This is a genomic window from Gallaecimonas sp. GXIMD4217 (assembly GCF_038087665.1).
GTDB lineage: Bacteria > Pseudomonadota > Gammaproteobacteria > Enterobacterales > Gallaecimonadaceae > Gallaecimonas.
In genome coordinates this window covers 1172800-1188620 of the sequence record NZ_CP149925.1, presented here as the reverse complement: position 1 = coordinate 1188620, position 15821 = coordinate 1172800, and the positions used below count along the sequence as shown (strand labels likewise).

Annotated in this window: 22 protein-coding genes; 20 read left to right on the top strand and 2 right to left on the bottom strand. The window is 57.4% G+C overall.

Annotation, left to right across the window (positions count from 1 at the left end):
- Positions 1–61: 61 nt before the first annotated feature.
- The 7 genes from WDB71_RS05885 to WDB71_RS05855 all read left to right on the top strand — a co-directional run bounded on the left by WDB71_RS05885 (position 62) and on the right by WDB71_RS05855 (position 2634).
- Positions 62–490 (top strand): hypothetical protein, encoded by a 429-nt coding sequence (locus WDB71_RS05885; RefSeq protein ID WP_341503709.1) that lies wholly within the window; start codon positions 62–64, stop codon positions 488–490.
- 25 nt (positions 491–515) lie between these two features.
- The gene (locus WDB71_RS05880) at positions 516–650 is read left to right on the top strand and encodes a hypothetical protein (RefSeq protein ID WP_341503708.1); all 135 of its coding nucleotides are present in this window, start codon (positions 516–518) and stop codon (positions 648–650) included.
- An 8-nt stretch (positions 651–658) separates the two neighbouring features.
- Entirely contained in the window at positions 659–799 is a 141-nt protein-coding gene (locus tag WDB71_RS05875) for a hypothetical protein (RefSeq protein ID WP_341503707.1), read from the top strand.
- A gap of 66 nt (positions 800–865) precedes the next feature.
- Positions 866–1039 carry a hypothetical protein gene (locus WDB71_RS05870; RefSeq protein WP_341503706.1) on the top strand — a complete coding sequence of 58 codons (174 nt, stop codon included), beginning with the start codon at positions 866–868 and terminating at the stop codon, positions 1037–1039.
- 45 nt (positions 1040–1084) lie between these two features.
- Positions 1085–1378, top strand: coding sequence for a putative quinol monooxygenase (locus tag WDB71_RS05865; RefSeq protein WP_341503705.1), 294 nt, complete (start codon positions 1085–1087; stop codon positions 1376–1378).
- A gap of 127 nt (positions 1379–1505) precedes the next feature.
- On the top strand, positions 1506–2333 hold the full coding sequence (locus tag WDB71_RS05860; RefSeq protein ID WP_341503704.1) for an arylamine N-acetyltransferase: 828 nt from the start codon (positions 1506–1508) through the stop codon (positions 2331–2333).
- Between the two features lie 79 nt (positions 2334–2412).
- Positions 2413–2634: a hypothetical protein gene (locus tag WDB71_RS05855; RefSeq protein ID WP_341503702.1), complete on the top strand. Its 222-nt coding sequence runs from the start codon at positions 2413–2415 to the stop codon at positions 2632–2634.
- Positions 2635–2674: 40 nt separating this feature from the next.
- Here the strand turns inward: WDB71_RS05855 and WDB71_RS05850 are convergent, their stop codons facing one another.
- Positions 2675–4057: a PLP-dependent aminotransferase family protein gene (locus WDB71_RS05850; RefSeq protein WP_341503701.1), complete on the bottom strand. Its 1383-nt coding sequence runs from the start codon at positions 4055–4057 to the stop codon at positions 2675–2677.
- An 82-nt stretch (positions 4058–4139) separates the two neighbouring features.
- Between WDB71_RS05850 and WDB71_RS05845 the strand changes: the two genes are divergently transcribed.
- The 6 genes from WDB71_RS05845 to WDB71_RS05820 all read left to right on the top strand — a co-directional run bounded on the left by WDB71_RS05845 (position 4140) and on the right by WDB71_RS05820 (position 7496).
- Complete coding sequence (locus tag WDB71_RS05845) at positions 4140–4604, top strand: GNAT family N-acetyltransferase (protein WP_341503700.1); 465 nt, start codon at positions 4140–4142, stop codon at positions 4602–4604.
- Positions 4601–5206, top strand: a complete 606-nt coding sequence (locus WDB71_RS05840; RefSeq protein WP_341503699.1) for a LysE family translocator — start codon at positions 4601–4603, stop codon at positions 5204–5206. Before WDB71_RS05845 ends, WDB71_RS05840 begins: the two co-directional genes overlap by 4 nt.
- 16 nt (positions 5207–5222) lie before the next feature.
- Entirely contained in the window at positions 5223–5816 is a 594-nt protein-coding gene (locus tag WDB71_RS05835; protein ID WP_341503698.1) for a GNAT family protein, read from the top strand.
- A 28-nt stretch (positions 5817–5844) separates the two neighbouring features.
- On the top strand, positions 5845–6069 hold the full coding sequence (locus WDB71_RS05830; RefSeq protein ID WP_341503697.1) for a DUF4336 domain-containing protein: 225 nt from the start codon (positions 5845–5847) through the stop codon (positions 6067–6069).
- A 297-nt stretch (positions 6070–6366) separates the two neighbouring features.
- The gene (locus WDB71_RS05825; protein WP_341503696.1) at positions 6367–7176 is read left to right on the top strand and encodes a class I SAM-dependent methyltransferase; all 810 of its coding nucleotides are present in this window, start codon (positions 6367–6369) and stop codon (positions 7174–7176) included.
- Between the two features lie 23 nt (positions 7177–7199).
- Positions 7200–7496, top strand: coding sequence for a hypothetical protein (locus WDB71_RS05820; RefSeq protein ID WP_341503695.1), 297 nt, complete (start codon positions 7200–7202; stop codon positions 7494–7496).
- Between the two features lie 94 nt (positions 7497–7590).
- On the opposite strand, the gene WDB71_RS05815 is transcribed toward WDB71_RS05820, so the two are convergent.
- Positions 7591–7881: a hypothetical protein gene (locus tag WDB71_RS05815; RefSeq protein WP_341503694.1), complete on the bottom strand. Its 291-nt coding sequence runs from the start codon at positions 7879–7881 to the stop codon at positions 7591–7593.
- Between the two features lie 180 nt (positions 7882–8061).
- Between WDB71_RS05815 and WDB71_RS05810 the strand changes: the two genes are divergently transcribed.
- From WDB71_RS05810 to katG, 7 genes are all read left to right on the top strand, one after another.
- Positions 8062–9252 (top strand): DUF262 domain-containing protein, encoded by a 1191-nt coding sequence (locus WDB71_RS05810; RefSeq protein WP_341503692.1) that lies wholly within the window; start codon positions 8062–8064, stop codon positions 9250–9252.
- 9 nt (positions 9253–9261) lie between these two features.
- Positions 9262–10080: a HEPN domain-containing protein gene (locus tag WDB71_RS05805; RefSeq protein ID WP_341503691.1), complete on the top strand. Its 819-nt coding sequence runs from the start codon at positions 9262–9264 to the stop codon at positions 10078–10080.
- 521 nt (positions 10081–10601) lie between these two features.
- Complete coding sequence (locus WDB71_RS05800) at positions 10602–11699, top strand: hypothetical protein (protein WP_341503690.1); 1098 nt, start codon at positions 10602–10604, stop codon at positions 11697–11699.
- A gap of 113 nt (positions 11700–11812) precedes the next feature.
- Positions 11813–12121: a hypothetical protein gene (locus WDB71_RS05795; RefSeq protein WP_341503689.1), complete on the top strand. Its 309-nt coding sequence runs from the start codon at positions 11813–11815 to the stop codon at positions 12119–12121.
- 114 nt (positions 12122–12235) lie between these two features.
- Positions 12236–12763, top strand: a complete 528-nt coding sequence (locus tag WDB71_RS05790; protein ID WP_341503688.1) for a GNAT family N-acetyltransferase — start codon at positions 12236–12238, stop codon at positions 12761–12763.
- Between the two features lie 77 nt (positions 12764–12840).
- Positions 12841–13275 carry a DUF6010 family protein gene (locus WDB71_RS05785; protein ID WP_341503687.1) on the top strand — a complete coding sequence of 145 codons (435 nt, stop codon included), beginning with the start codon at positions 12841–12843 and terminating at the stop codon, positions 13273–13275.
- 247 nt (positions 13276–13522) lie between these two features.
- Positions 13523–15700, top strand: a complete 2178-nt coding sequence (gene katG / locus WDB71_RS05780; protein WP_341503686.1) for a catalase/peroxidase HPI — start codon at positions 13523–13525, stop codon at positions 15698–15700.
- The last annotated feature ends 121 nt before the right edge of the window (positions 15701–15821 follow it).

Genomic DNA, 15821 nt, shown 5'->3' with positions numbered 1-15821 from the left:
CAGTGACCTGCCGCTGAAACGCAGAACGACTTACCCTGCATCTGAATTTATGGAGTAAAGGATGCCATCGAAGACAAGGACCACCTTCTTTCCCCACCCCATCCTGTCCCTGGTCGCGGTTAGCCTGCTGGTCGGCTATCTGGCCTATGTGGCACTCACAGAGGCCGAGTTCGACCTGCAGCCCATCTTCGCCCTGACGACGCTGTTTTTCTATGGCAAGTTGGTCAACCAGCAGCATCCCAAGCCGGTTGCCAAGCCACTGGACCACCTGCAGGTGGCCGACGGCGTGCTCAGGCTGCACCAGCAACGCTTCGACCTTGCCACCGTCAACAAGGTGGTCATCGACGTGGTCGACGGCAAGGGCCTGCTGCAGCTGCCCTTCAACCAGCGCGGCGCCAAGGTGCCGGAGCTGTGGTTCGACGCCGCCAGGGCCGACGAGGTCAGGCAGTTCGTCCGCCGACACCTGCCCCAGGCCGAGATCATCACCTGACAAAGCCCCCCAAAGGAGTAACCCCATGACGAAAGACAATGCCAGCTTCTGGTCATCAATCTCCCCGGCCGAAAAGCCCGGCCTGTTCACCCTGTTGGTGCTGGTCGGCGCCGTGCTGATGTTCGGCATCGGCGTTGCCGTCGGCCGGCTACTCTACTGAAGGTACTCATGAAGACCCTGGAGCTGAAGGTGCCGCTGTTCGTGCTGTACCTGAACCGCTTCCAGATCCTGCCGGAGGAACGCTGGCTGCAGCAGAAGTTCGGCGACCAGTTCACCAGCTACAAAGCCAGGGTCAGGCGCTGGCTCTAGGGCCGGCCCAAGCACCTTGGCGGCATGGTGGCGCTGCTCCCCCTTGGCAACGGAAGGAACTGACCCATGAACCGGAAAAATGAAGACGGGAAGCAACCCAGCCTGGCGGAGCAGCTTGCCCCGACAGACATGGGCCTGCTGCAGTCCATGCGCCAGTCCAGGGCCCTGCTGATCATGCTGCTGGTCTTCGCCGCCCTGTTCGGCGGTTTTGCGCTCTTTTTACTGAAGATGGCGGCCTGATGCCGCCCATTCCGCCCATCATGGGCATACAGCAAGGAAAGTGATATGACCGTATTGACCTGTATCGCCAGGCTGGAAGCCAAGCCCGGTTTCGAGGCCAAGGTCCGGGCCGAGCTCAGCAAGCTGCTGGAGCCCAGCCGCCGGGAGGAAGGCTGCCTCAACTACGACATGCACGTGGTCAACGACGCGCCCCAGGTATTCATGTTCCACGAGAACTGGACCTCGGAGGCCATGCTGGACCAGCACCTGCAATCCGAGCACATCCAGGCCTGCTTCGCCGAAATAGGCGAGTTGCTGGCATCGGTGGATGTACAACGCCTGACCCGCATCGAAAGCTGATCCTGCCGAGGCGGCTCCGCCGCCTTGCTTCGCTTTTTTCAATCAAAGCGAACGATTTTCCTCACTGTATTTTTTAAAGCCTCAACTTTATCTTTGTTTCAAGACAATTGAGACAAGGATGCACGCCATGAACCAAGACCGGCTCACCCAAAGCTACCTGACCGACCTGGGCCTGGCGCCCGCCCGGCCCAGCCGCCGGCTGCTGGAGGAGATCCAGCGCCGCCACCTGGCCAAATACAGCTTCAACAGCTTGGCGGTGGTGCAGGGCAAGGACATCGGCATCGACAGCCAATCGGTGTTCGAGAAGATAGTGCGACAGGGCCGGGGCGGTTACTGCTTCGAGCACAACAAGTTGACCTTCGACGCCCTGCAGGCGCTGGGCTTTGAGGTCAGGCTGCTGCTGGCCAGGGTGGTCTACAACCGCGACATCGACGTCCCCAGGACCCACAGGCTCAGCCTGGTGCTGCTGGACGGCGAGCGCTACCTCGTCGATACCGGCTTCGGCCACCTGGGGCCGCTGCTGCCGGTGCGGCTGACGCCGGGGCTGATCCAGGAGCAGGGCGATGGCCGCTATAGGATCATGGCCGACGACCGGGGCCATTACCAGCTGCAGATCGTCAAGGATGGCGCCTTCTTCAGCCTGTACCGCTTCGATCTGGGCCACTACAGCGAGGCCGACTGCCTGCCCAGCCACTTCTACTCCCACAAGTACCCGGGGGCGGGCTTCGTCAACAACCTGGTGGCCAGCCTGCGCCGCGAGAACGACACCTGGTCCCTGAAAAACGGCGAGCTACGCCACCTGACGGGCACGGCAGTTCAAACCTTCACCCTCGACAGCGCCAAGCAGCTGCGGGAGCGCCTGGCCGACTGTTTCGCCCTGGCGGTCAGCCCGGCCGAGGCCAAGGATCTCTTCGCCCGTTTCATCCTGCCCGGCCTCGGCGAACAAGCGGGCTGAGCGCGGCCCTGCCGGTAGCCAATGCCCCCCGGCCATGCTAAACAGGGGAATCCAACCCATATTTGCAAAGGAAACTGCCATGGCCAACCCCAAACTCCCCCTGCCCATCATCATCATCGACATGGTCGGCGTGCTGCTGCTCGGCCTGGGCCTGGCCGAACGCTTCGGCCAGCTGGAGCTGGTGCCACCGTCGCTACGCTTTGCCCAGTACGATCTGGTGCTGATGGTGCTGGGCGGCCTGATGATGCTGCCGGTGCTGATCTGGACCCTGAAAAGGGCCCTGCACGCCGGCCGCCCCTGATCAGCTCGCTCACCTGATCCCCAGGCCTCTGGCCGGACCGCTAGAGCACCGCCCGCTGCAGCTGGGGCCCTTCTTCCAAGAGCCGCTGCAGCAGGGTCAAGGCCTCGGCCAGCCGCTCCCGGTTGGCCGGCTGGCTGAGGCTGAGGCGGATGGCCTGGGGTGCCGGGAAGCGGCCCACCGCGTAGTCCTCGGCGATGCGGATCCGCACCCCCAGCGCCTGGGCAGCCCGGGCGAAGTCACTGGCCCGCCAGGGCTCCGGCAGCTCCAGCCAGCAGTTGAAACCACTGGGATCCCCCTGCAGCGGCTGACCGGCCAGGATCGCCGTGGCCAGGGCGTGGCGGGCCCGCATTTCCTCGGCCAGCCAGCGTTCCAGGGCGTCCAGCCTGCCGTTTTCCAGCCAGCGGCTGACCAGCTCCACCAATAGCGGTGACACCGTCCAGGTGGAGGCCCTGAGCGCCCGGTGCATGCTTGCGGCCAGCTGCTCGGGGAAGAGCAGCAGGCCCACCCTCAGGGTGCCGGCATAGCGCTTGGAAAAGCTGGAAAGATACAGGCTGCGCCCAGGCGCCAGCCGGCAGAAGGCCGGTGGCTTGAGGGCGGGGTCGACGAACTGCACGTCGTCCTCCAGTACCCAGACGTCAAAACGTTCGCACAGCGCCAGCAGCGCCTTTCGCCGCTCAAGGGGCATGGTGGTGCAGGTGGGATTCTGCATGTTGGCCGTGAGGTAAAGCACCCTGGGCCTGTACTGCCTGCAGGCCGCCTCCAGGGCCTGGGGCGTCAGGCCTTGCTCGTCCATGGCCAGGCCCACCGCCTTCAATCCCAGGGCCTGGCAGGCCAGCTGCACCCCGGCGAAGGCCAGGCCCTCGCAGAGCACGGTGTCCCCGGCCTGGCAGAGGCCGTTGAGGGCAATGCTGATGCCGTGCTGGCCGCCATTGGTGATCAGCAGCTGCTGGTCGGCCACCTCAATGCCCTGTCCGCCCAGCCAACCGAGGAAGCGGCGGCGCTGTTCGGGCAGGCCGTTCTGCTGCGGATAGGGCAGGCAGGCCTGCAGGGCCAGGGCGTCCCGGGCCAGGGCCTCCAGGCCCTCGGCCAGCATCTGGCTCTGGGGTCCCAGCGGCGCCATGGCCCCGTCCAGGGCCAGGCCGTTGCTGTCCGGCACCCTGGTCGCCAAAGCCTGTTGCGCGCCCCGCACGAAGGTGCCGCTGCCCACCCTGGCCTCCACTTGCCCGCGTCGCTCGGCCAGGGCGTAGGCCCGGGTCACTGTGCCTGTGGTCACCCCCAGGCGATCGGCCAGCTGCCGCTGCGGCGGCAGCTTCTCGCCCGGCGCCAGCTCACCGCTGGCCACGGCGGCGGCAATGGCGTCCGCCAGCCGCTGGTATTTGGGTCCGGCAAAGGTTGCCAGATCCGGGGTCCAAATTGTCACCATAACAATAAAATTGTTGCGATCTAAAATTGATCAATTGCATCATTCTCGCAGAACAATTGCGCCACCGCCAGGGGAGGATGCCATGCAATGGACCAGAGGCAAGACACTGCTCAGCGACGACAAGGCCCAACTGCAGCTGGGGGTGATCCACGGCTTCCTGACCAACAGCTACTGGTCGCCGGGTATCCCCAGGGAAACGGTGGCAAAGGCCATCGCCGGCTCCTACTGTTTCGGCCTTTACCGTGACGGCGAGCAGATCGGCTTCGGCCGCCTGATCACCGACCAGGCCACCTTCGCTTACCTGGCCGACGTCTTCGTGCTGGAAGCCTATCGGGGCCAGGGCCTGGCCAAGTGGATGCTGGCCGAGATCCTGGCCCAGGAGGCATTCCAGGGCTGCCGGCGTATCCTGCTGGCCACCCGCGATGCCCACCGTCTCTATGCCGGGCTGGGCTTCCACCGGCCCCGCTTCCCCGAGGCCCTGATGGAACTCCACAGGCCCGGTCTTTACCCGCCAAATTGCACCCATACAACAAAGGAACCCGCATGAGCCCGGAACTCTGGACCGCCTTCACGGCCGCCCTGCTTTTCACCCTGACCGCCTCCGGCACCCCGGGTCCCAACAACATGCTGCTCACCGCCAGCGGCGCCCAATTCGGCCTGCGCGCCACCCTGCCCTTCGTTCTGGGGATCCGCCTGGGCACCACCCTGATGCTGTTCGGCGTCGCCGCCGGCCTCGGCGAGCTGCTGCGCCTCAACCCGGCCCTGCACAGTGCCATGCAGTGGGGCTCCGCCTGCTACCTGCTTTATCTGGGCTGGCGCATTGCCCAGGCACGCTTCGACAGCGACAGCAGCGCCGGGGGGCAGCCCCTGGGGTTCCTGGCCGCCACCGGCTTCCAGTTCATCAACCCCAAGGTCTGGGCCACCATGCTGGCCTCGGTCAGCGCCTTCAGCCAGCCGGGCGATCTCTACTGGTCGTCGATCTGGTGGCTGCTGCTGGCCTGGACCCTCACCGGCACCCTGATGAACCTGATGTGGGTGCTGTTCGGGGTCGGCATCCGCCAGTGGCTGCACAGCGAAAGGCGCCAGCGCTGGTTCGCCCACGGCATGGGCAGCCTCACCGCCGCCACAGTGGTGCTGGTGTTCTGGTAACGACAAGGAGAAAAACATGACCCATTGGCTGGAAGACATCACGCTTGAGGGCAAGCACGTCAGCCTGCGGCCCCTGATCAGACAGCACCGCCAGGCGCTGCTGGATGCCGCCGCTGACGGCAACCTCTGGGAGCTCTGGTACACCAGCGTGCCCAACGAACAGCGCATCGACGCCTATCTCGAGCAGGCCCTAAGCGACAGGGAAAAAGGCAGTGCCCTGCCCTTCGTGGTGGTGGACAACCTTAGCGGCGACATCGTCGGCACTACCCGCTATTGCAATGCCGTTCCCGAGCACCGGCGGCTGGAGATCGGCTACACCTGGTACGCCAGGCGCTGCCAGCGCACCGCCGTCAACACCGAGTGCAAGGCGCTGTTGCTTGGCCACGCCTTCGAACACCTGGACGCCATCGCCGTGGAGTTTCGCACCCACTGGCACAATCGCGCCTCCAGGGCCGCCATCGCCCGGCTCGGCGCCAGGCAGGACGGCGTGCTCAGGAACCACCGTATCGAGCCGGACGGCACCCCGCGCGACACCGTGGTATTCTCCATCATCCAGGGCGAATGGCCGTCGGTGAAGAAGGCCCTGGCCCACCGGCTGGCACGCGGCTGACCAGATCCACAAGGCAATGGAGGGATCCATGCAACAACTGGCAGACAGCCTCTGGAGAGTGGACGGCGAAGCCGTGCCCTTCTTCGGGGTGCCCTACACCACCAGGATGACGGTGGTGAGGCTGACGGACGGCAGGCTGTGGATCCACAGCCCCATCAGGCTGACCGAGCAGCTCAAGGCGCGGCTGGCGGACCTGGGCGAGGTCCGTTACCTCATGGCCCCCAACCACCTGCACCGCCTCTACCTGCCCTAGTGGCGGGACGCCTACCCCGAAACGCAGCTCTATGGCACCGACGAGCTGCTCAGGAAGCGCTCCGACATCCACTTCGACCGCTCGCTAAGCGAAGACAGCGCCTGGCCCTGGCCCGGATGCTGGACTGGCGGCCCCAGCGCATCCTGCTCTGCCACGGCCAGATCATCGAGGACGAGGCCAGCGCCTTTTTAAAGCGCTCCTTCGCCTGGCTGGGCTGAAGCGCCCACCACACCCGGGCCTTAGCAGGAAAGAAGCGCCACCTGGATACAGCCATATGTCTGGCGGCAAGGAGAAAGCATGACGGCAATCTATGACAAAATCGGCGACGGCTACGACATCACCCGCAGGGCCGATCCGGGCATCCTCGCTGCCCTGATCTCCCACCTGGCACCCGTTTCGACGGGCAAGTACCTGGACGTGGCCTGCGGCACCGGCAACTACACCGCCAAGCTGGGCGGCGCCGGCGGTACCTGGTACGCGGTCGATCAATCCGAGACCATGCTCGCCGAGGCCCGCCTCAAGGCGCCCGGGCTCCAATGGCGGCATGGCGATGTTGAAAGGCTGCCATTCCAAGACGACTGCTTCGACGGTGCTACCTGCACCCTGGCCATTCATCATTTTCCCGACCTCGACCGCGCCTTTGCCGAGATAGCCCGGGTCATCACCGATCAGGGGCGTTTCGTGCTGTTCACCTCGACCCCCGAACAGATGCGGGGATACTGGCTGAATCACTACTTCCCGGACATGATGGCGAGATCAGGCGAACAGATGCCGTCCCTGGAGCGGGTCGAACGCGCCCTCGCCCTGGCCGGCATGACAATCGACCGGGTGCAGCCCTTTTTCATCGAGCCAGGCTTACAGGACTTCTTCCTGTACAGCGGCAAGCAGCGCCCGGCAATGTATCTCAGCGAGCAGGTGCGCAACGGCATTTCGTCGTTCCGCAATCTCTGTTCCAAACACGAACTGCAAGGCGGTCTGGCCCGCCTGGAAGCCGATATCGCCAGCGGTGACATCCGCCAGGTGATGGCGGACCATGAGAATGACCTTGGCGACTACTGCTTTGTGCTGGCGACCAAGGCTGGGCCGAGCCATGAGCAAACAAGATAGGCCTGAAAGGAGAGCAGGAAGCAATGGATGACCAAGCCCGCAAGGCGCTGATCGACACCAGTTGGACGCTGCACGCCCTCGTTGAGGAAAGCTGCCTGGCCCACCCGGCGGTGGAAGGGGATGCCGACTGGCTGGAAAAACAGCGTATCCTGCTTGGCGACATGGCCCTGCACCTGCTGCAGACCGCCATCAATCCGGGCCCGGTCGACCTGGACAAGCTGCGCAACAACCTCAACGCCATCCTCACCATCTCGGACCGTTTTCTTCCCGAGGCGGAGCTGAAAAAGGTCACCGTCAATCTGTACCGGATAAGGGATTAACAACAGGGGAGCCCCTTCCATTGAGCCTTTGCCGTTGTTATTCACAGGTGGATGGATAACCGGCTCGGACATGCTTTGAGGACGGGTGACGGAGTTAATCCGGAGCCCGGCATCTCGGCATGGCCTTTCTCAACCCGGCCAGTACCCGGCTCCAGCCGATACGCTTCTTCCAGAGTCGGCCATCCACATAAACGTCATAGCAATCGATGCGGTTGCTCCGATACAGCTCGAAACGGTGCGTAACGGCCTTGCCGGAATCGTAATCGGTGACGTCCAACACCCGTCTCAGCTCGGGCAGCTCGTCATTGTGCAAAAAGCCGCTCTCCGAACCGTCGTGACCGCCGGTACCGCCCCTGCCCTGATATTTCCTGCTGCGCTTATACATGGTCCCTCCTTGGTACCTTACAAGGTAGCAGCGCCTTCCCGAACGGGAGTAACAGTGCTATGTTGATGTTTTCATTGTCGTTTTAGAAAGCATCTGGTACTTCTTGCAAGGTAAGGAGCCTTGCAAGGGCCATATATTCAGCGTTAGGTTTCCATTCGTCATCTCACACTAGGAGTTAAAATGACACAAGATAAAGATTTATTTGAAATTGATGACGACGAAGTCGCAGAGTGGTTTGATTCTGAAGATGAAACCGGTACTACCGCCACTAAGGAAGAAATTTCACTTGAGAAAAAATACAGTGAAAGTCAACTTCGTGTTGTTCGCACATCAATGGATTTTACTTTACACCATCTCAAGCAGTCTCTTGAAGATAGAGAGTACATAAACGCATCACCAAAATACCAGCGTAGGCATAGATGGGATATAAAAAAGCGTTCACAACTTATTGAATCTTTTCTAATGAACATACCCGTTCCATCAGTGTTCCTCTTTGAGAATGATTACAATCAATATGAAATCATGGATGGACGGCAGCGTATAGATACCCTTAGAAGCTTTATGAACAATGAGTTTCCTTTAAAGTCTCTTGAATTTTGGAAGGAATTAGAAGGGTTACGATTTCATGATTTACCCACTGTTATTCAGCGTGGGCTATCACGAAGAACTATTAACGCCATAGTCTTATTGGCGGAAACCACTAAAGAGGATGAATCCGGCGTTGATATTAGGAAAATTCTATTCAAAAGACTAAATACGGGCGGCGTGCAACTGAATCCACAAGAGCTTAGGAATGCGTTATATCCAGGGCAATTTAACGATCTTCTAGGCGAACTATCACGATACGATACATTCACCAATATTTGGAAGATTCCTTCGTACCAAGAAGGTGAGGAAATTGAACCTAGTAGCGCACTGCTTAAAAACGCCCTCTATAAAAGCATGGCAGATTGTGAGCTTATTCTTCGCTATTTCGGTATTAAGCGCCTCATACTTGAAAACCTTGGAGGATCTCTTCGGTCAATACTCGATAAAACAAGCAAGGCATATCAGTTTATCGATGAGGCAGAAAAAGAAAAGCTCGCAGAGCAATTTAAAAGGTCTATAGATGGACTTTATGAAATATTTGGAGATCAAACTTTCCGAATACCAAGTACTGGGAAGTTAAGTCGACCTATGTATGACGCTTTTATGGTTGCATATGAGCTCATTGATAAGAATAACTTGAAGTGCGCTCGGGATATAAAAACTATCCTCGCCGATATTGATCCTGACACCAAACAGTACGAAACATTAATAGGCAAAGGAAATACAGCAGAAGCTATTAGAGAAAGAGTCGATTTCGCCAAAGATATTCTAACTGCTAAATAGGGAGTAAATATGTATAGCACTCTCCCTGAATACCACTCTGACTTGAACAAGGTTAGCGCTTTATTGGCTTTAACCGGTTCCGTTAAAGACTTTGCTGGTATAGGTGACTCTGAAGTTGCAGAGGAAGATGTATTTTTTTCTCATGCAGCTGCACTTCATGAAATTTCAAAGGTAAATCGAGCAAACCTGGTTGTTCTAAATGGCACATTGCTTTTATATGTGTCAGGGAAATTTGAAAATTTTGTCCGCCTAACATTTGAAGAGCTATGTAATAATATTGCAGACAAAGCAGAAAAGTATAGTTATCTCCCAAAAGAAATGAGAGAAAACCATGTCCGCTTAACAGCTGAGGTTATTGCAAATCCAAGAAAGTATGGTCATGGTGACCTAGGGGTAAGGTCATTCATTAAAGTCCTTTCAGACAATCTGGCTGACGACGTTGAATTGGAGTCAATAAATACGAACTGCCTATCAATAACCTCTGAAAATATGAGACCAAAAATTATTAGTGACCTGTTCAAAAGGGTTGGCATTAATAATATTTGGGAAAAAATTAGCCAACAAGCAAAGCTCCAGCTATTCCTAGAAACTCATGACCCTGCAAAAGCAAAGAAAGATGCCGAAGCATATCTCAACAAACTTATGGATGTAAGAAATAGTATTGCTCACCCAGCATCAAGCTTTAGCTGGCCAGACTCAGAATATGTCGGAAAATCTATAGAGTTCTTAAAAGTTCTAGGAGAGGTTTTGGCGGAGTCTCTAGCAGTAATTGAATTGGATTTATCGAAAAGGATCGAGGAAGCGAAAGCTAACAAGGCCAGGCAGTAGGACGCAGCAAGCTGCGCCTCTGCTGGCAGCGTTAACTGTACACGAAGAATGAACATAATCGCCGAGATCAAAGAAAGATTAAAGAAGTATCCTCAACTAACCCCAGATGAGGACAGAGATAGGATTTCTGTAAGTCCAGAAGGTGGATTTACAGTTTGGGCAACCAACAATGGTGAGTCCTGCACCATAGGTTTTGAAGGTTGGCACGAGGAGTTTGAAGATATTAATGAAGCATTAAATTGCTTTGCATGGGGGCTAAGTAATAAGTGCCGCCTAAGAATCAGCAAAAAGGGGAGTGTGGCCCATAAGTGGGTGGTTCAAAGTCTCGAGAATGGGCGGTGGGTCGACGGTTCTACTACGGGTTTAATATTCTTTCCTTTTTGGCGTAGAACTAAAATAGTCTACAAAAAAAATGCAGTCATCAACAGTTAACAAGGCCAGGCAAAAGGACCGCCGGACGGGGCTTCGCCCCTAAAAGCCACGGCGGCCTCTGCTGGCAGCGTTAAGCATATGGAGAGTCAATGGCTCAAGGAGTAGTTTCAGACAACTGGTCGCTACAGGATATAACAGCTCTATTTAATGAGGGGCTTGATCACGAAGACGCCGGTGAAATTGTTTTTAACGGCGAAGCGCATTCTTATCAGCCTATATCTAGCGCCATCATTCAAACAGAGGCTCTATTTGATTTCATTTCGGATCTCATTCTTCGTGATGAAATTTTAGTCGAGAAAAAATTCACATATTCATGGGAAAGAGTTCATAGCCCAATACTAGAAGCAAAGAATCTAGGTGTTGTACGAGCATATCCATTTTTGTCTGAGCCTGAAAGAATTGCAGCCCCTCGTGATCGGATCGTTGACCATATATGCTCTACGGAATCTTTGCGGCTTTCTCATCAGGAGAATGTTGATGGCTGGAATACTAATAGACAAACACCCGACCCTCTTTTATCCGCAACTTTATGGGGTGGGGCTGGCATGTGTGCCAGAAGCTTTGTATACGAAAAAGGTTATACACCCCACCCTTTGCGAAAAAGACTATTTTTAAACTCAGGCTTTTTGCTTCCTGCCGCTGATGCTCTTCATCAACTCACTACCTTTTTAGAAGATCAGAAACTGAAAGTAACAAAGAAAATCTATGGCAATGACTCATTATTTTCTGCATACGTTAATATCCCAGCATTGCCTATTAGAGTAATTCAAGAGGCAAGTTCTGCTGATCAATTGATCACTACGGCGTTACAAATGAGAGATGACTTTCAGTCACTTCGTGATTGGTTAAAAATGTTCCAGAATGCAATGAGTGCAGACGATACAAAAAGGCTTTTGGATTACAGAAGGCAACTTGACTCGGTAAGCCAGTATATAGATAAAAAGATTGGGTTTGGCGCTAAAAATAAACCTGTGACAATGGAAGCAGGAATGGGAATTTTCAAGATAGCCACTCAGGGCAATCCTCTTGAAAACCTAAAAAATCAATTTGGAGTAAGAGCTACGCTTAATAAACTAGTCTTTGGTGGTGCAGGATCTGCCGAGTTAAAGAAATATGTCAGCATGTTTGGTGAGCGAGGATCAGAGTTAGGCTATGAAATTGAACGCTCCTTCACTAAAAATGCTTAACAAGCGCGTGTTTTCGGACTGGTTTTCCGCTACGCTGCAAACCAGCCGCAAATGCAGGCGTTATAGCTCAACTGGTACTAGCGATGCTTAATTTAAATAATAGAGACTTTAGGTTGGAAAATCTGCCGCACGAGGTTGATATCCATAAATTAAAAGAAAGAGAGCATAGAAGCGCTTTTTTGGAGACATTTTCTTCATTCTTGACAGCAAATGAGCATCTTTTCAAACAAGCAGAACAAATTGAGTTTGAAGCTAAAGAACCAATGAATTGGAAGTTCGAAGGCACAAACTCATGGAAAACAAGTCTCTCTCAGCTTGCTGAAATGTCTTATGATTCATGGAACGACGAGGTAGTCATAATTATTGATGGTAAAATCAGAATTCTATTCGTTATGGACAACCCATATTACGCAAAGCTATAACAAGGCGCTGTTGTCGCCACTGGACCTCCCCCGCTTTAACGGACACGCGTCGCCACACATTTTAGCCACGTTTTTTCAGCTCCATGGTTGGACGTCATGCACAGGGAGAATTCGGTGCCATTGTTTGAAACAAAAAGGTTGATCGCAAGGCAGTTATCCCAGCAGGATCTTCCAGCACTCACTGACATTCTGAGCGACCCGGAGGTCATGAACTATTCCGTTCGCGGCGTTTGCGACGAGGAAGCGACCCGCAGATTTATAGACTGGTGCCTGGAATGTTACGCCTCCCACGGAATAGGCCCTTGGGCCTTGTCGGAGAAAGGCTCGGGTGAGCTCATTGGCTTCTGTGGTGTTGGGCCTGAGTTGGTCGAAGAGGTTGAGGAAATCAACCTGGGTTACCGCTTGGCGACAAGGTTCTGGGATCAGGGGTTTGCAACCGAATCGGTTAAAGGCGTGTTGCGGTATGCCTTCGCTCAAAAACACTGTGAGTCGGTAGTGGTTATTATCGAGCCTGCACATACCGCTTCCGTCAGGGTGACCGAGAAAGCGGGGTTCAGTGGCTACACGCTCCATGAGTTTCATAACAGGCCGGTGCGGCTATACCGAATGACGCGCGAAGCCTGGGCACTAAACAACCAGTAGTTGTAGTATGTTCTGGACCTCATCCTGCGGGCGGGACACTTCCCTGGGGCGTTATGCAATTGGAGGAAATGGCAATAATGGAAGTGATCTTTTGGCTTGTAGCCGGGGTAATTGGAAGCGCTGCACTAATCAGGTTTGCGCGTCAGAAGCCTCCTGAGTCACGCCTCAATATTTTTGGTTATGCGCTGATCATTGCTTCACTGATCTACGTGGGCTTTGCTGCTCTGGATTCGAATCTAAGTTGGGTGGGGATTGAATCCGTAGGCGTGCTGATTTACGGCGTTTTCTTCATCCTGTCCAAAAGTCGTGGCATGTATTTATTGGCTTTAGGTTGGCTTCTACATCCTGTCTGGGACACCGTTCTCCATTTGTTTGGTGTAGGCTCCAGTTTTGCCCCGGACTGGTATGCAACAATGTGTATTTCATTTGATATTACAGTGGCTTGTTACTTATTGGCTGTTCAAGCACACGGTGAAAAATTGCACAGGGAAGCGTTAAAGAGCGATTCGTAACGCATGGCATTTTTAGTATGTGCTGAAGATGGTGGCTAAGGTACATCGCCGAGACCTTGGCGTTGCGTTAGTCACTCCTTAGCGCGGCGCTGTCAGCCTCAACAAGGCAACCCGCTAAACCAAAAAACTCATCCAGCAACAACAAAACCCATCGAAACAATCGATAATCCAGGTTGGGCAGGGGCGCCTTGGGGGAACTATAAAAAGCTCTTGGATGACATCGCCTTGAGCCCCCGAGGAGCCCCCCATGTCCGCAAACCAATGCCCGTTTCACCGCCCGGCCGGTGCCGGCCCGTCCAACCAGGACTGGTGGCCTAACCAGCTGAACCTGAGCGTCTTGCACCAGCACGGCGCCAAGTCCAACCCCATGGGGGCGGACTTCAACTACGCCGAGGCCTTCAAGCAGCTCGACTACATGGCCGTGAAGCAGGATCTGCACGCCCTGATGACCGATTCCCAGGACTGGTGGCCGGCGGACTTCGGCCATTATGGCCCCCTGTTCATCCGCATGGCCTGGCATAGTGCCGGCACCTACCGCAGCGGCGACGGCCGTGGCGGCGGTGGCACCGGCAACCAGCGCTTCGCCCCCCTCAACAGCTGGCCCGACAACGCCAACCTCGACAAGGCCCGCCGCCTGCTCTGGCCCATCAAGCAGAAGTACGGCCGTGGCCTGTCCTGGGCCGACCTGATGATCCTGGCCGGCAACGTCGCCCTGGAGTCCATGGGCTTCAAGACCTTCGGCTTCGGCGGCGGCCGCGCCGACCTCTGGGAGCCGGAACAGGACATCTACTGGGGCCTGGAGACAACCTGGCTGGAAGACAAGCGCTACAGCGGTGACCGCGACCTGGAAAAGCCGCTGGCCGCCGTGCAGATGGGCCTCATCTACGTCAACCCGGAGGGGCCGAACGGCAATCCCGATCCCATCGCCGCCGCCAGGGACATCCGCGAGACCTTCGGCCGCATGGCCATGGACGACGAGGAAACGGTGGCGCTGATCGCCGGCGGCCATACCTTCGGCAAGGCCCACGGCGCCGGCGACGCGGCACAGGTGGGGCCGGAGCCGGAGGCGGCCGGCATCGCCGAGCAGGGCCTGGGCTGGATAAGCGCCCACGGCAGCGGCAAGGGCGGCGACACCATCACCAGCGGCCTGGAGGTCACCTGGACCCAGACCCCGACCCGGTGGAGCAACTACTACTTCGACAATCTGTTCGGCTACGACTGGGAGCTGACCCAGAGCCCGGCCGGCGCCCACCAGTGGCGGCCCAAGGGCGGTGCCGGCGCCGGCGAGATCCCGGACGCCTTCGACACGGCCAAGCGCCACATGCCCACCATGCTCACCACCGACCTGTCGCTGCGCTTCGACCCCGCCTACGAGCCAATCGCCCGGCGCTTCCACCAGCACCCGGAGCAGTTCGCCGACGCCTTCGCCCGGGCCTGGTTCAAGCTGACCCACAGGGACATGGGCCCCCGCGCCCGCTACCTGGGCCCGGAAGTACCGGACGTGGACCTCATCTGGCAGGATCCCATCCCGGCCCTGGACCACGAGCTGATCGACGACAGCGATCAGGCCGACCTCAAGGCCAAGGTGCTGGCTTCCGGCCTGTCGGTGTCGGAGCTGGTGTCCACCGCCTGGGCCTCGGCCTCCACCTTCCGCGGCTCCGACAACCGCGGCGGCGCCAACGGCGCCCGCATCCGCCTGGCGCCCCAGAAGGACTGGCCCGTCAACCAGCCGGCACAGCTGGCCAGGGTGCTCAAGGTGCTGGCAGGGATCCAGAGCGACTTCAACACCGCCCAGGCCGGCAACAAGCAGCTCTCCCTGGCCGACCTCATCGTCCTGGCCGGTGGCGCCGGGGTCGAACGGGCGGCCCGGGATGCCGGCGTCGACGTCACGGTGCCCTTCTCGCCGGGGCGCATGGACGCCAGCCAGGAGCAGACCGACGAGACTTCCTTCGCGGTGCTGGAGCCGGTGGCGGACGGCTTTCGCAACTACCAGCAGGCCAGGTACGCCGTCCCGGCCGAGCAGCTGCTGGTGGACAGGGCCCAGTTGCTGACCCTGACCGCGCCAGAGATGACGGTGCTTATCGGCGGCCTGCGGGTGCTGGGCGCCAATGTCGGCCAGAGCCCCCACGGCGTCTTCACCGACCGGCCTGGCACCCTCAGCAACGACTTCTTCGTCAACCTGCTCGACATGGCTACCGAATGGAAGCCGACCTCGGCGGACGAAGCGCTGTTCGAAGGGCGGGACCGCAAAAGCGGCGAGCTGAAATGGACCGGCACCCGGGTCGACCTCATCTTCGGTTCCAACGCCCAGCTCAGGGCCATCGCCGAGGTCTACGCCAGTGCCGATGCCAAACAGCAGTTCGCCCAGGACTTCGTGGCGGCCTGGACCAAGGTGATGAACCTGGACCGCTTTGATCTCACCTGAGCCGGCAGGCGGCGTTTCACAGTGGTGGAGCGCCGTCTTCTTCCCCCTGGGCACCACAACCCGGACCTATTGCGCCGCACCGTTTCGGCTCCGCTCCCGTTTCGCTATCATCCTGCCCTCA